This window comes from Christiangramia sediminicola (assembly GCF_031344135.1).
Taxonomy (GTDB): Bacteria; Bacteroidota; Bacteroidia; order Flavobacteriales; family Flavobacteriaceae; genus Christiangramia; species Christiangramia sediminicola.
The window spans coordinates 259,068-274,572 of the sequence record NZ_JAVJIU010000004.1; the positions used below are offsets into that span (position 1 = coordinate 259,068).

Annotated in this window: 17 protein-coding genes; 7 read left to right on the top strand and 10 right to left on the bottom strand. The window is 37.4% G+C overall.

The annotated features are described in order from the left end of the window. Nucleotides 1–49: 49 nt before the first annotated feature. The 4 genes from mscL to RE431_RS11715 all read left to right on the top strand — a co-directional run bounded on the left by mscL (nt 50) and on the right by RE431_RS11715 (nt 4,958). The gene (mscL, locus tag RE431_RS11700) at nt 50–472 is read left to right on the top strand and encodes a large conductance mechanosensitive channel protein MscL (RefSeq protein WP_309562167.1); all 423 of its coding nucleotides are present in this window, start codon (nt 50–52) and stop codon (nt 470–472) included. Nucleotides 473–664: 192 nt separating this feature from the next. Next, entirely contained in the window at nt 665–1,654 is a 990-nt protein-coding gene (locus RE431_RS11705) for an aspartate-semialdehyde dehydrogenase (protein ID WP_309562168.1), read from the top strand. Between the two features lie 92 nt (nt 1,655–1,746). Beyond that, on the top strand, nt 1,747–3,906 hold the full coding sequence (locus tag RE431_RS11710; RefSeq protein WP_309562169.1) for a prolyl oligopeptidase family serine peptidase: 2,160 nt from the start codon (nt 1,747–1,749) through the stop codon (nt 3,904–3,906). An 83-nt stretch (nt 3,907–3,989) separates the two neighbouring features. After that, a complete protein-coding gene (locus RE431_RS11715) occupies nt 3,990–4,958 on the top strand; it encodes an ABC transporter ATP-binding protein (RefSeq protein WP_309562170.1) in 969 nt (322 codons plus the stop codon). Here the strand turns inward: RE431_RS11715 and RE431_RS11720 are convergent. The 9 genes from RE431_RS11720 to pdxA form a co-directional block, all read right to left on the bottom strand. Beyond that, complete coding sequence (locus RE431_RS11720) at nt 4,951–5,406, bottom strand: transcription elongation factor (protein ID WP_309562171.1); 456 nt, start codon at nt 5,404–5,406, stop codon at nt 4,951–4,953. The two genes, RE431_RS11715 and RE431_RS11720, sit on opposite strands and share 8 nt — an antisense overlap. Continuing rightward, nucleotides 5,406–6,077 carry a monofunctional biosynthetic peptidoglycan transglycosylase gene (gene mtgA, locus RE431_RS11725; protein WP_309562172.1) on the bottom strand — a complete coding sequence of 224 codons (672 nt, stop codon included), beginning with the start codon at nt 6,075–6,077 and terminating at the stop codon, nt 5,406–5,408. The genes RE431_RS11720 and mtgA overlap by 1 nt, the downstream gene beginning before the upstream one ends. After that, complete coding sequence (locus tag RE431_RS11730) at nt 6,074–7,195, bottom strand: NAD(P)/FAD-dependent oxidoreductase (protein ID WP_309562173.1); 1,122 nt, start codon at nt 7,193–7,195, stop codon at nt 6,074–6,076. Before RE431_RS11730 ends, mtgA begins: the two co-directional genes overlap by 4 nt. 73 nt (nt 7,196–7,268) lie before the next feature. Next, nucleotides 7,269–8,618, bottom strand: a complete 1,350-nt coding sequence (accC, locus tag RE431_RS11735; RefSeq protein WP_309562174.1) for an acetyl-CoA carboxylase biotin carboxylase subunit — start codon at nt 8,616–8,618, stop codon at nt 7,269–7,271. A gap of 65 nt (nt 8,619–8,683) precedes the next feature. After that, entirely contained in the window at nt 8,684–9,190 is a 507-nt protein-coding gene (gene accB, locus RE431_RS11740; protein WP_309562175.1) for an acetyl-CoA carboxylase biotin carboxyl carrier protein, read from the bottom strand. Nucleotides 9,191–9,210: 20 nt separating this feature from the next. Next, a complete protein-coding gene (locus RE431_RS11745; protein WP_309562176.1) occupies nt 9,211–10,209 on the bottom strand; it encodes a beta-ketoacyl-ACP synthase III in 999 nt (332 codons plus the stop codon). Between the two features lie 179 nt (nt 10,210–10,388). Further along, a complete protein-coding gene (rpmF, locus tag RE431_RS11750) occupies nt 10,389–10,586 on the bottom strand; it encodes a 50S ribosomal protein L32 (RefSeq protein WP_026932948.1) in 198 nt (65 codons plus the stop codon). A 13-nt stretch (nt 10,587–10,599) separates the two neighbouring features. Continuing rightward, nucleotides 10,600–11,133: a YceD family protein gene (locus RE431_RS11755; protein WP_309562177.1), complete on the bottom strand. Its 534-nt coding sequence runs from the start codon at nt 11,131–11,133 to the stop codon at nt 10,600–10,602. 95 nt (nt 11,134–11,228) lie between these two features. Continuing rightward, nucleotides 11,229–12,275, bottom strand: coding sequence for a 4-hydroxythreonine-4-phosphate dehydrogenase PdxA (pdxA, locus tag RE431_RS11760; RefSeq protein WP_309562178.1), 1,047 nt, complete (start codon nt 12,273–12,275; stop codon nt 11,229–11,231). Nucleotides 12,276–12,336: 61 nt separating this feature from the next. Here pdxA and RE431_RS11765 point away from each other — a divergent pair, with 61 nt between their 5' ends. Beyond that, a complete protein-coding gene (locus RE431_RS11765; protein WP_309562179.1) occupies nt 12,337–12,924 on the top strand; it encodes a riboflavin synthase in 588 nt (195 codons plus the stop codon). On the opposite strand, the gene RE431_RS11770 is transcribed toward RE431_RS11765, so the two are convergent. After that, a complete protein-coding gene (locus tag RE431_RS11770; protein WP_309562180.1) occupies nt 12,921–13,178 on the bottom strand; it encodes a hypothetical protein in 258 nt (85 codons plus the stop codon). The genes RE431_RS11765 and RE431_RS11770 overlap by 4 nt on opposite strands. 368 nt (nt 13,179–13,546) lie before the next feature. On the opposite strand from RE431_RS11770, the gene RE431_RS11775 reads away from it, so the two are divergent. Next, nucleotides 13,547–14,002 carry a YybH family protein gene (locus tag RE431_RS11775; RefSeq protein ID WP_309562181.1) on the top strand — a complete coding sequence of 152 codons (456 nt, stop codon included), beginning with the start codon at nt 13,547–13,549 and terminating at the stop codon, nt 14,000–14,002. Between the two features lie 240 nt (nt 14,003–14,242). After that, nucleotides 14,243–15,457, top strand: a complete 1,215-nt coding sequence (locus tag RE431_RS11780) for a tyrosine-type recombinase/integrase (RefSeq protein ID WP_309562182.1) — start codon at nt 14,243–14,245, stop codon at nt 15,455–15,457. Nucleotides 15,458–15,505: the final 48 nt, after the last annotated feature.

The following is a 15,505-nucleotide window of genomic DNA, read 5'->3' on the forward strand; positions in this document are numbered from 1 at the left end:
TTCAAATTTTTTATATAAATTAGGCTCGACTAACTACTAATACTTGTCTATGAGCTTTTTTTCAGATTTTAAAGCATTCCTTTTAAAGAAGGATATTGTTGCCCTTGCCACTGCGGTGATCATTGGAGCAGCATTTAATAAAGTGATTTCCTCTGTTGTTGCAGATGTATTTATGCCTATCATTGGTTTGTTGACCGGTGGAGTAGATTTCACACAGAAATTTATCTCTCTGGATGGTGAGACTTATGCCAGTCTTGAAGCAGCACAGGAAGCCAATGCAGCAGTGATCACATATGGGAATCTAATACAGGCAATAATGTACTTTATCCTGGTAGGCTTGTTCATATTCTTATTTTTAAGAGCTTATGAAAAAACCAAGAAAAAAGAAGAGGCTGCAGCACCTGCAGGACCAACTAAGGAGGAGGTTTTACTTACTGAAATTAGAGACGAACTAAGAAAACAAAACCCATAAAAGAAGTACGCTTACCGCTACACTACTTATTTTAATCATAAACCCCCGGCAAAAATCGGGGGTCTTTTTTTAACAAAATCTGTAAATGCGTATAAATTTTTACACTAAGAATAATTTTTTAGTTCTAAACTCATTAGGTTTATATGCAACTAATACCTTTGCAATCAAAATTTTAAAAAAGTAGCCTTTAATATGAAAGTAGCTGTTGTTGGAGCCACCGGAATGGTTGGAAGCGTAATGCTAAAAGTCCTGGAAGAAAGAAATTTTCCGCTTACTGAATTGATACCTGTAGCTTCAGAAAGATCTGTTGGTAAAAAAGTAAAATTCGGAGAGAAGGAATTTGAAATAGTTGGTCTTGAAGATGCAGTAGCGATGAAACCTGAGATCGCCATCTTTTCTGCAGGAGGAGACACTTCTTTAACCTGGGCACCTAAATTTGCTGAAGTTGGAACTACGGTAATTGATAATTCTTCAGCCTGGAGAATGAATCCTGAAAATAAACTTGTAATACCAGAGATCAATGCAAATCTTTTAAGCAAAACAGATAAGATCATTGCTAATCCTAACTGTTCAACCATTCAGCTTTTAATGGCTTTAAAGCCACTTCATGATAAATATAATATCAAACGTGTGGTAGTTTCAACCTATCAATCTATAACAGGAACGGGCGTAAAAGCCGTTCAGCAACTGGAGAATGAATATTCCGGAGAGAAAGGTGAAATGGCGTATCCTTATCCTATTCATAGAAATGCCTTACCTCACTGTGATGTTTTTCAGGAGAACGGTTATACCAAGGAAGAGATGAAGCTCAGCAATGAGACTAAGAAGATCCTTGGAGATGATTCAGTAAAAGTTACCGCCACCGCAATTAGAATTCCGGTAGTTGGCGGACATTCAGAATCTGTGAATATCGAGTTTAGCCAGAATTTTGATGAAGCAGAAGTTAGAAAGCTTCTTAGCGAATTTCCTGGTATCACGGTTCAGGATAATCCTGCGGTGAATACGTACCCAATGCCGATATATGCGGAAGGAAAAGATGATGTTTTCGTGGGAAGGATCAGAAGAGATTATTCGCAGCCAAATACACTTAACATGTGGATCGTTGCCGATAATCTTAGAAAAGGAGCTGCTACCAACGCAGTACAGATCGCTGAATATTTGGTACAGAAGGAGTTGATATAAATATTTAAATTATTCAATATCTTAATGGCCTGAAGGAATGTAACTTTCAGGCTTTTTTTATACTAATTTTATGTATTAATGAAACAAATTCTATGAAAAAAATGATTACCATGTTCATTGCTGCAGGGCTTTTAAGCGCCTGTAATGATGATGATAAAAAAACTGAAACAACTGCCTTGAATTATCCAGAAACTAAAAAAGTAGACACCGTAACCGATTATTTCGGAACTAAGGTAAAAGACCCATATCGCTGGCTGGAAGACGACCGAAGCGAAGAAACTGAAAATTGGGTTCAGGCTGAAAATAAAGTCACCTTTAATTATTTAGATAATATTCCCTACCGCGATAAGCTTAAGAAAAGGCTAACCGAATTATGGGATTATGAAAAATTAAGCGCTCCTTTTACAGAAGGTGATTATATCTATTTCTTCAAAAATGACGGTTTACAGAACCAGAGCGTGATGTATCGCAAAAAAGGTGAAGATGGCGAAGCTGAGATCTTTCTTGATCCTAACAAATTTAGCGAGGACGGAACAACTTCTCTAGGCGGTATGAGCTTCTCTAAAGACGGGAAAACTTTCGCTTATTCAATTTCTGAAGGTGGAAGCGACTGGAGAAAGATCATCGTAATGAATGCTGAAAACAATGAAATTCTTGGCGACACGATCAAGGATGTGAAATTCAGCGGAATGTCATGGAAAGGAAATGATGGTTTCTTTTACTCAAGTTATGATAAGCCAGATGGAAGCGAGCTTTCAGCAAAGACAGATCAGCATAAATTATATTATCACAAACTGGGAACTGCACAGTCTGAAGACAAGGTGATCTTTGGAGATTCTGCAGATCAGAAACACAGATATGTTGGTGGAGGAGTTACAGAAGATGACCGTTATCTTACGATTTCTGCAAGAAATTCAACATCTGGAGGAAAATTATTCCTGATGGATCTTACGAAGAAAAATCCTGAACTTGTTACGGTTCTTGATAATGAGGATACAGATTCTTATGTGATCAAGAATGATGGAAGTAAACTTTTTATTGTTACCAATCTTGATGCGCCGAATAAACGAATTGTTAGTGTAGATGCTTCCAATCCAACGCCAGACAACTGGGAGGATTTTATTCCAGAAACTGAGAACGTATTGAGTCCGTCAACCGGTGGAGGATATTTCTTTGCTGAATATATGGTTGATGCCATATCACAGGTAAAACAATACGATTCTAACGGAAAGCTGGTTCGTGATGTTGAACTTCCTGGAATTGGTTCAGCAGGAGGATTTGGTGCTAAAGAAGATGAAGAGGTTCTATATTATTCATTTACAAACTATGTAACTCCGGGAACTATCTATAAGTACGATATCGAAGCGGGTACTTCTGAAGTTTATAACAAACCAAGTATCGATTTTAACCCTGAAAACTTTGAAAGCAAACAGGTTTTCTTCGATTCTAAAGACGGAACGAAAGTTCCTATGATCATCACCTATAAAAAAGGAACTGAGTTAAACGGAAAGAATCCAACCATTCTTTATGGTTATGGCGGATTCAATATTAGCCTAACTCCAGGCTTTAGCACCGCTATGAGTGTTTGGCTGGAGCAAGGCGGAGTTTATGCAGTACCAAACCTACGAGGTGGCGGAGAATACGGAAAGGAATGGCATGATGCAGGAACTAAGCTGAAAAAACAGAATGTGTTTGATGATTTTATTTCTGCTGCAGAATACCTGATAGAATATAAATATACTTCAAGCGATTACCTCGCGATTAGAGGTGGGTCAAACGGAGGATTACTTGTAGGTGCCACCATGACTCAGCGTCCAGATCTTATGAAAGTTGCTTTACCGGCAGTTGGGGTTATGGATATGCTGAGATATCATACCTTCACTGCAGGGGCAGGATGGGCCTATGATTATGGAACTTCTGAAGACAATAAGGAAATGTTTGAATATCTCTATGGTTATTCTCCTGTTCACAATGTGAAAGAAGGTGTTGAATATCCTGCAACTATGGTTACCACCGGAGATCATGATGACCGGGTAGTGCCAGCACATTCATTTAAATTTGCTGCTGAACTTCAGGAAAAGCAGGCTGGAAATGAACCTGTTCTTATTAGAATTGAAACTAAAGCAGGACACGGTGCAGGTAAACCAACAAGCATGATCATTGAAGAATATGCAGATATATTCGGATTTACACTTTACAATATGGGTTATAAAACCTTACCGAGCGAGGTTAATAAGAAGGTAAAAGGATAATAATATTCATTGGCAATATCTTAAAGCGCGGATTATGTTCCGCGCTTTTTTTATTTTAACTTTCGGCTATCTATTAGATCTCTATGCTTAAACTCCAGAATGTAAGCTTCGCCTACGACAAAGAACCAGTACTTAAAAATATCAATTTCAGCCTTGAGAAAGGCCAGAATATTTCAATTATTGGACAGAGTGGTTGCGGGAAAAGTACCTTATTAAAGCTCATTTATGGGTTGCTTCATACCGATGGCAAGATCTTCTGGAATGAAAAAGAATTACTCGGTCCTAATTTTAACCTGGTTCCAGGTGAACCATTTATAAAATACCTTGCACAGGATTTCGATCTAATGCTTCCCCTAACGGCTGCTGAAAATGTTGGAAAGCATTTAAGCAACTTCTACCCTATTAAAAAGAAGAGAAGGATCAAAGATCTTCTGGAAGTGGTAGAAATGGGAGACCTTGCCAATAAAAAAGCAAAATTACTCAGTGGTGGTCAGCAACAACGAATTGCGTTGGCCAGGGCATTGGCAAAAGAGCCGGAAATACTTCTTCTTGACGAGCCATTTAGCCATATAGACCATTTCAGAAAAAATAACCTGAGAAGACGACTGTTTTCATACTTAAAGGAAAAAGAGATTACCTGTATCATCGCAACTCATGACAGTACGGATGCGCTTTCTTTTGCTGACAGGACTTTTGTCTTAAAAAACGCCAGGATATATGCTGATGGATCACCGGAGGATTTATATCGTAATCCGCCGAATAAATATGTGGCTTCATTATTCGGAGATGTAAATCATATCATGCTGAAGAATATTCTGCAGAATGAGAAAGGCAGAAAACGTGTTGTACTATACCCTCATGAGATCCAGATAACTGAAAATTCCAAAATACAGGCGATAGTAAAAAAGTCTTATTTTAAAGGTGAAAGTTTCCTTATTGAAGCGGAATTAAATGGAGAAAAAGTTCTGATAGATCATCAGGAAGATTTGAAAAAAGGAACTGTGATCAATTTGAAAATTTCAGATTCTCTTATCAATGAGCGAATTAAATAACTTCAAGTATTTGAAATTCTTTTCCGTTGAATATAAAGGTCTCGCCTTTTGACTTTCCTAATAACTGCTGTGAAATTGGGGCTTTTACTCCAACCGCGTAAAACTGTTCGTCACTAACTTTGATCTCTCCCGCCGGAATGGAAATAAAAAATTTTGCTGAATTAGTGATAACCAAACTCCCTAAAACAACATTTTTAGCTGATTTCTGATCTTCGATCCTACTCAGGATCTTACTTAACTGGTCATATTGATTTAGCTGATTACTGAGCTTATTCCATTCGATATTGATCATTTCACGACCGGTTTCATATTTATCTCCAGCACTACTTTTTGATTCATTTTCGAGATCTTCCTTAAGACCATTCATCGCCTTTCGAACCACTGCAGCTTTAGTTTCCAAATATTCCCTGCAGGCAAGTATCAATTTTTCTTTCGTGGAATGATCCATTAATCAAGAATAAATTTTCCATAATTCTGCATCTGCCTTACAATCCAGTTTTTTCTTCTTTGTATAAAGTCTGAAGCAGGATTAGCCCTGTATTCCCTGGGATTTGGAAGTACTGATGCAATAGCCGCGGCTTCATAAGCTGAAAGATTAGCCGCATCCTTTTTAAACCAGTGCTGCGATGCCGCCTGAGCACCATAAACACCTTTTCCCATTTCAATACTGTTAAGGTAAACCTCTAAAATTCGTTCTTTACTCCAAATGATTTCTATTAAAAAAGTAAAATAGGCTTCGAGGCCTTTTCTAAACCAGGTTCTACTGGGAAACAAGAAAACATTCTTGGCAGTTTGCTGAGATATGGTAGATGCACCGCGCACTTTTCTTCCCGAACGATTATCTTCCATCGCCTTTTGAATTGACTCAAAATCGAACCCGCTATGCTTGGTGAAGTTTTGATCTTCACTTGAAATTACTGCAAGTTGAAGATGTCTCGAGATATTTTCAATAGGCACCCATTCATGTTCAACGGGCTCCTCCGAATTTTCAAAATACCTGATTGCCATTAATGGAGTAAATGGAACCGGAACCCATTTGTAAACCACCACGATTAGGATGCTAAATAGAAATAGCCCCAGGAGAAGCTTAAAAATAAATCTGAAAAATTTTTTTATCATGATTTTGATGCTAGATCTGCAATTTCTTTACCTACAAGACTACCAATGGCGATTCCCATTCCGCCCAGGCGAACTCCACAGTAAACGTTTTTCTGAACTTCTTTGATAATTGGTTTTTTTTGCTCGCCTACACCCATGATCCCGCTCCAGGATTGCTGAATTTTATAATCGGTTTCTGGAAGCACACAGGTTTTCAAAAGTTCCTTCAATTTATCCTGGATCAGATCGGTAAGACCAATTTCGTCTGTTTCCTCTGTTTTAAAATCCAGGTTTCTTCCGCCACCAAATAAAACCCTATTCCCAATATTACGGAAATAATAATAACCTTTGTCTAAATGAAAAGTTCCTTTAAAGGGAATATTTTCCAGAGGTTCTGTAATCAGCACTTGTGCCCGGGCAGGCTTAACATCTTCTATTCCAAGCCTGGAAGCGAAGCCGTTAGTAGCGATGATCAAATTTTTAGCAGTGATTTGAAATTTCTCTGTAATTATTGAAACTGAATTAGAATCTGAATGAAATTCTGATACTTTCGTAGCGTTCAGTATTTTAATGTCATTCTCAATGGCTTTTTTTACCAAAGCTGACATCATCTTACCGGTATCTATCTGCGCTTCGAATTTATTATAGATTAGCTTCGGTTGAATATTTCTGAAACCAAAGTTATTTTCTGAAATCTCGAAAACATCATCTTCAAAAATCGGTTTTAAAAGATCGTTTACTTCAGGAATTCTTTGCAGACATTCTTCGTAGAGCTGCTCGTCGGCCTCGGTGAATAGTTCATAACCACCCCAATTCTGAAAATCTATAATATCATCCCCAAGATTCTTCCGAAGCAAATCAAGGCCTTCTGTACGCTTTTTAACCAGGTTTACGACTTCCTCTTTAGAATGCGTATTTAGATCATCCAAGATTTCTGATATACTTCCAAAACAGGCGAAACCGGCATTCTTGGTACTCGCTCCCTCGGGTAACATTCCTTTCTCGAGAATAAGGATCTTAGCGTTTGGAGAATTTTCCCGTAATCGTAGGGCGCAATTAAGACCGGTTATTCCACTACCAATAATACAATAGTCGATATTAGTGAACCAGGAATCGGTTTCCCAGAAAGAAAAGTTCATAGGTTGGTTTTTCTAAGGCTGAAATTACAAAATAATAGATATAAAAAAACCCCGGAAAAACCGGGGCTTAATTTTATTCTTCCAGAGGTTTCATCTTAAAATCCTCCATGAATTTTGTGGTGTAATTTCCTTCAACATAATCTGGATGATCCATTAGCTGACGATGGAAAGGGATCGTGGTTTTAATACCCTCTATCACGAACTCGTCCAGTGCACGTTTCATCTTATTGATCGCTTCTTCTCGGGTTTGAGCGGTAGTGATCAATTTCGCGATCATAGAGTCGTAGTTTGGCGGGATGATATATCCGCTATAAACATGAGTATCTATTCTTACTCCGTGACCTCCAGGTGCATGAAGATTGGTAATCTTTCCTGGTGATGGTCTAAAACCATGATATGGATCCTCTGCATTAATTCTACACTCGATAGAATGTAACTGAGGGAAATAATTCTTTCCTGAAATTGGCACTCCTGAAGCTACAAGGATTTGCTCACGAATAAGGTCATAATCAATTACCTGTTCAGTGATTGGATGTTCTACCTGGATACGTGTGTTCATTTCCATGAAGTAGAAATTTCTGTGCTTATCTACAAGGAATTCAACAGTTCCAGCTCCTTCATATTTAATGAATTCAGCAGCTTTTACCGCAGCCTCACCCATTTTCTTACGAAGCGTATCTGTCATGAAAGGAGAAGGAGTTTCCTCGGTTAATTTCTGGTGACGACGTTGAACTGAACAGTCCCTTTCAGAAAGGTGACAGGCCTTACCGCTACTGTCTCCAACGATCTGGATTTCGATATGGCGTGGCTCTTCAATTAGCTTTTCCATATACATCCCATCGTTTCCAAAAGATGCGTCGGCCTCTTTTCTAGCCGACTCCCATGCTGGCTCGAGTTCTTCTTCTTTCCAGACAGCGCGCATTCCTTTACCACCACCTCCGGCAGTAGCTTTTAGCATCACTGGAAATCCGATCTCTTTTGCCAGTTTAAGGCATTCTTTATAATCTTTTAATATTCCTTCTGATCCTGGAACACATGGAACTCCTGCAGCTCTCATAGTAGCTTTTGCAGTTGCTTTATCTCCCATTTTCGCAATCATGTCTGGAGAAGCACCGATGAATTTAATTTCATGTTCTTCACAGATCTTTGAAAATTTGGCATTTTCAGAAAGAAATCCGTATCCCGGATGTATAGCGTCTGCATTGGTAATTTCCGCTGCAGCGATAATATTCGATATTTTAAGGTAAGAAAGGTTACTCGGTGCTGGTCCGATGCAAACTGCTTCATCAGCAAATCTTACATGCAAACTTTCAGCATCGGCAGTAGAATATACTGCAACCGTTTTAATACCCATTTCTTTACAGGTGCGAATAACGCGCAGTGCGATTTCCCCTCTGTTGGCAATTAATATTTTTTTAAACATACCTAGTTGCTTTTAAAGTTCTGAAGCCCAAGAAAGGGCTTGCAGTTGTTAAAACGGGCAGTAATTTATGACGGATCTACTAAGAATAGTGGCTGATCAAATTCTACCGGAGATGAATCATCTACCAATACTTTTACGATCTTTCCTGAAACTTCACTTTCTATCTCGTTGAAAAGTTTCATCGCTTCGATAATACAAAGTACATCTCCTTCTTTTACCGTATCCCCAACTTCCGCAAAAGTAGGCTTATCTGGAGATGGTTTTCTATAGAAAGTACCAATGATTGGTGACTTTACAGTGATGTATTTTGAATCGTCATCAGCAGCTGGTTTAGCTTCCTCTTTCTGAGGAGCACTTTCCTGGGTTGCAGGAGCCTGCTGTTGTTGTGGCTGTTGAGCCGGCATTTGTGGCATTTGCTGCCCTCCTACCGGAACCTGTTGTACTATGGTAGTTTCCTTTTCGTCTGAACCTGTTCTAATGGTAATTTTTACATCTCCTGTTTCCAGTTTTACCTCACTTGCGCCAGACTTGGCTACAAATTTTATCAGATTCTGAATTTCCTTTAAATCCATAATAATTGGTGTTGGTTTTTTTATGAGTTATAAGCCCATTTCAAGTAAGCAGCTCCCCATGTGAAGCCACCTCCAAATGAGGCAAATATTAAGTTATCTCCTTTTTTAAACTGTTTTTCGTAATCGCTTAATAATAGTGGTAATGTCGCAGAAGTAGTGTTTCCATACCTCTGAATGTTCATTAACACTTTATCTTCATCGTTAAGGTTCATTCTATTTGCAGTAGCATCAATGATACGCTTATTTGCCTGATGTGCAACCAGCCAGTTCACATCTTCGTTAGTAAGACCATTTCTTTCCATGATCTGTGCACTAACTCCGGCCATGTTTGAAACTGCAAATTTGAAGACAGTCTTTCCATCCTGCTTCACGTAGTGTAGTTTTTCTGATACCGTTTTTTCTGATGGTGGCATCAATGATCCACCGGCTTCAATTCTCAAAGAATTTCTACCAATGGAGTCACTTCTTAGAATTTCATCCTGAAGTCCGAAACCTTCATCATTTGGTTCCATAAGAACAGCGCCTGCTCCATCTCCAAAGATGATACAAGTTGTACGGTCTGTATAATCGATAATGGAAGACATCTTATCAGCACCTATAACAAGCACTTTTTTATATCTACCAGATTCTATATAAGCAGCTCCTGTAGACATCCCATATAGAAAGCTGGAACAAGCTGCCTGCAAATCGTAAGAAAATGCATTTATCGCTCCAATTTCTGATGCTACATGCACACCTGTAGCCGCAACGGGCATATCAGGAGTGGCAGTTGCCATAATAATAAGATCTATTTCTTTTGGGTCCAGGTCAGTTTTTTGAAGTATTTCCTTTGCAGCCTGGATTGCTAAATATGAAGTTCCCTTGTTTGGGTCTTTAAGAATGCGCCTCTCTTTAATCCCTGTTCTGCTGGTGATCCACTCATCGGTCGTTTCCACCATTTTTTCCAACATTTCATTGGTCAAAACATCTTCAGGCACATAGCCACCTACAGCCGTAATTGCTGCTGTGATTTTATTCATAAAATTGGATTTAATTCACCCTTCACCGGTCTATAAACGATATCTACATTCATAGAAAAGTACTAAATTTAATTATAACCGGCGTGCAAATTAAGGTCTTTTTAGGACTTATTCAACTAAAAACAAAAAACTCCCACCATGTGAGAGTTTCTGTGTTTTTTGAAGCTCTTTATCCTAGACTAAGCCTCTACTTCTTCAGTATTGTCAATTAGTACCTGACCACGGTAGTAAAGTTTACCTTCGTGCCAGTGAGCTCTGTGATACAAGTGTGCTTCACCTGTTACAGAATCTACAGCAACTTTTGGAGCTGAAGCTTTATAATGTGTTCTTCTCTTATCTCTTCTAGTTTTCGAGATTTTTCTCTTTGGATGTGCCATGGCTTCCTGTTAATTATTCGTTTAGTAAATTTTTTAATTTGTCCCAGCGAGGATCTATATCATCCTCATTTTTCTTTTTCTGATTTTTCAAACTAAGCTCTTCTAGCTTGTCAAGTACGTCAGATTCTAATGTTCCGTCTTCAACACCTGGATGAATTCTTTTTTGTGGTACTGAAAGTACTACCAATTCATACACGTATTGCTGAATGTTCACTTCATATTCACCATGTGGTAATATGAGCAGATCTTCATCTTCATTATTGAATTCATCTCCAAATTTGATCACCAAAAACAATTCATTGTCGATTGGCTGATCATAAGGCTCATTGGTAAGATCACAGTTAACATTCACTGTTCCCGTAGCTCTGAAGGTAAGCTCCATCATGGTGCTTTTCTTTTCGAACAACAGGTCGATCTTTACGTCTGCGCTGTTGAATTCCTCGTACTCAAAATGTTCAAAGAACCTGTTATCTAACTCATACTCAAACTGGTGTTTCCCAAGTTTTAATCCCTTGAAAGGAATTGTAAACTCTGCTAAATTCCTCATCTCTCCTCAGTTTTGAGTGCCCAACGTTTCCGTTAAGGCGGGTGCAAAGATATAAAAATTAATCAATTATGTACTTTTTATAAACAAATTTTTGTTTATATCTTCTTGCCTTGTTTCTTCAACGGATTTTCCGTCAAAACCTTGTATTCTTCCCGTGCTTTAAATATTTCAATCCCTTTAAAAACGGCTTCTTTAAAAGAATTAATATTCGCTTCATTCTTACCTGCGATCTCAAAAGCGGTTCCATGATCTGGAGACGTTCTCACCTTATTTAAACCAGCAGTAAAATTAACTCCTCTTCCGAAGGAAAGAGTCTTAAACGGTATTAAACCCTGATCATGATAGGAAGCTACAACTGCATCAAAATTCTTATAATTCTTGGATCCAAAAAAACTATCAGCCGAATATGGACCAAAAACAAGATCTCCACGATCTCTTATTATCTTGATAGTTGGTTTTAAAGTTTCTTCATCCTCCTTACCAATCACACCATTATCTCCACTATGCGGATTGATTCCCAATACAGCGATCCTTGGTTTCTGAACCCTGAAATCCTTTTTTAAAGTATCCTGGATTGTTTTAATTTTCTTCTCGATAAGTTCTGGAGTGATCACCGAAGAAATATCTTTTAATGCTACATGATCTGTAAGTAACCCGATCTTAAGATTATCGGTGATCATAAACATCAGGCTTTCTCCTCCAAGCTCTTTAGCAAGATAATCTGTATGTCCAGGGAAATTGAATTTATCAGACTGTATGGTCGCTTTATTAATAGGTGCAGTAACCAGAACATCTATTTCATCTTTCTTCAGGGCTTTAGTTGCAGCCTCCAAAGATCTGAAAGCATAGTCACCAATCTTCGTATCCTCTTCCCCGAAGTTTATGTTCACATTCTCTTTCCAGACATTTACCACGTTCACTTTTCCGTCTATAGCATTAGAAGGATGATCTATCCCCTGAAAATGCATGGATAACTTATAATGTTTCTTTAAAAAATTGAGAATTTTTGAAGATGCAAAGATTATCGGGGTGCAAAAATCTAGCATCCTGGAATCGTCAAAGGTCTTAAGCACAATTTCACTTCCTATCCCATTCAAATCTCCAATGCTAATTCCCAATTTGATCATTTCGCTTTGTTTCATAAACTTTCCCGATATAATATTTTAATTTTACACACAAATGTAACCATTATTATAGAAAACAATGTTCACAGGAATAGTTGAAGAAATAGGTGAAATTACAGGCATTAAAAAATCAGGAAGCAATCTCGATTTAAAAGTAAAAGCCATAATGACTCCAGAATTAAAGATTGATCAAAGCGTTTCTCATAATGGAGTTTGTCTTACGGTAGTTTCAATTCAGGATAACATTTATACAGTAACTGCTGTTAAGGAGACCCTGGAGAAAACTAATCTTGGTAATTTAAAAGAAGGTTCTTTAGTAAACCTTGAGAGAGGTATGAAATTAGGAGACAGGCTGGATGGTCATATCGTGCAGGGACATGTAGATCAAACCGCTATTTGTAAAAGGCTTACTGAAAAAGATGGAAGCTGGGAATTTACTTTTGAATATGATCCCGAAATTGGAAACATCACTATAGAAAAAGGATCTATCACTGTTAACGGAGTAAGTCTTACCGTGGTTAATTCTAAAAAGAACGAATTTAGTGTTGCTATCATCCCTTATACTTATGAGCATACTACCTTCAAGAATCTTAAAAATGGAGACTTAGTCAATCTTGAATTTGATGTAATAGGAAAGTACGTGAAGAGAATAAGCGAATTCTCTTAAGCCGTTTCGAAATTTCTAAGTTTATAGCAGCCATACATAACTCCAACTGCCATTAGTATATAGACATAATCATCTATAGGAAGGCAAAGCCCAACAGGTACAGATGGACCTCCTGGATTACCATTACCAGGATCACAAGGCGGACCCTTATGTCTTTTTTCAGTTGGGGCAGGTGGCTCTTTTTGAGCATAGGTAGTTCCAGCAACTCCAAGAAAGAGTGCCAAAACCAGTAATATACATCTAAGCTGCCCCATTGATGTTTGGTAAGTTATTTCGGCGAACGCCTTAATTTTCAATTTTATATTAACAATTTTTCGCCTAAGGTAAGAATTTTCCACTATCGACCTGCTCAAGGAAATCCTAAAGCCGCTCATTACCATTCAATCTCTTAACAATAATTACGAAATTTCAGTGTGTTTAGTTTTATTCTCTGAATATAAATCAAATTGTTTCTTTCTATAATTTTAACTTATTTCACTAATAACCAGTAACTTCACAGTATTCAAATGTAAATAATTACTAAGTTCAATTCAAGATTTAATCATTAATTTTCCTACAAATACTTCATTTAAAATTAATTGAAAGTATTATCCTTAAAATTCAACTATAAACGAAGCGGTTCATGAAAAAGTTTTTAATACTGTTTTTTGCACTTTCCCTAAATTCTTTAGACCTAATTTCTCAGGAATTCATTGGTGATAAAAACGACATCGATATCATCTTAAAAAATACCGAAGCTTTCTCCAAAGCATATGTGAATGCAGATTACGACGGAATCAAGGAGTCTTATGCTGAAAATGCTGTAATTCTTCCTCCGGGAGCAGAATTAATTAAAGGTAAACAAGCCATTAAAGAAAGGTGGATTTTACCAGAAGAAGTAAAGATCTTAAGTCATAAGATCACTCAAACCGAAATTAAGATTATTAATGATCATGCTTATGATATTGGGTATTATGAAGGTTCTACCCAACGAAATGATGGTACAGAAATTTCATGGAAAGGAAAATACCTAATCGTCTGGAAAAAAGAAGAAGGAGATTGGAAGATCTATGCTGATGCTTGGAATCAGGTTGAGTAATCTTTAAAAAGAAAAAGCCCTGCATCTCTGCAAGGCTTCTGTTTAAAAGTGGTCCCACTTGGGCTCGAACCAAGGACCACCTGATTATGAGATGCGACAAATGAACTTTCATTTAGCTTCTTTTATCTTCTTATATATTGATTATCAATATTTTATAAAATTTAAATTTTCATTCAGTAGGATTTGTTTTATCTTTAAGTACCCATTTGTTGTACCTATGTTGTACCCAATATTGAGTTTATGGCAACTATTAAAACTGTACTAAGAAAGAAAAAATTATCTGACGGTTCTTACCCGGTTTGTTTGCGTATTACCAAAAATAGAAAATCTAAATACTTTTCTACCATTTTTAAGGCGATGCCATATGAATGGAATGATAACACCGGAGATTTTAGAAAGAATGCTGAAAATTATATTCAAAGTAATCGATTACTCCTCAAATTGAAATCTGAGGCATTTAAAATTTATACCAATCTAGAGATTGAGAATAATAATTTTAGTCTTGATGATTTTGAAAATTGCTTTCGTTTAGAGAAAAATCCGATTCAAAATAACGTTTTTAATTTCTGGAGTGAAATTACAGACGAAATGAATACTGCCGGGAGAACTGGAAACGCCCGTGTTTATAAAGATGTAATGCACGTGGTGAAACTTTACCATCGAAGCCATCACCTTACTTTCAAAGATATTACTCCCGCTTTTTTAAATAAGTTTGAAGTTTTCTGCCGAGCGCGAGGTGGCACCGATGGAGGTATTGGAATAAAAATGAGAGGAATAAGAGCTATTTATAATTTTGCCATCCAAAGAAATATTGCTAGAGAAGAAGATTATCCCTTTAAGGATTATAAAATATCCAAACTAAAAGGGAAAGGATTAAAGAAAGCTCTTAGTTTTCCGCAAGTAATGGAAATTATTAAAATGGACTTGAATGAATATCCACATCTAACACAAAGTAGGAATTATTTTGCTTTCAGTTTTTATACAAGAGGGATGAATTTTGCCGATATGCTTGGGTTAGAATGGAAAAATGTGACTGAAGATCGTATCTTCTATACGCGTTCCAAGACCAAAGGAAATTTTACCATCAAAATTCTTCCGCCTGTTCGTGAAATTCTGGATTATTATAAGGAAAGATCCTTAGACACGAAATATGTATTCCCAATCCTCTTAAGCGATAATCTAACCCCTGCCCAGATTGCAAACAGAAAGCACAAGACATTACAACGCTATAACAAAGAACTAAAAGAAATTGCCCAGATCTGCAATATTGACAAACCACTAACAAGCTATGTCGCAAGACATAGTTATGCAAATTGCTTAAAGCAGAAAGGGGTGGCTACCGATGTGATTAGTGAATCTATGGGACATCAAAATCTCGCCATTACTCAGGCTTATCTCAAGGAGTTGGACAATACGGTATTGGATGATGCTAGTGAATTGTTATTAGCAACCTAATAGTAAATTCAAGTGAAAAATATAGTATTGTCAGTAATACCCCAGAAG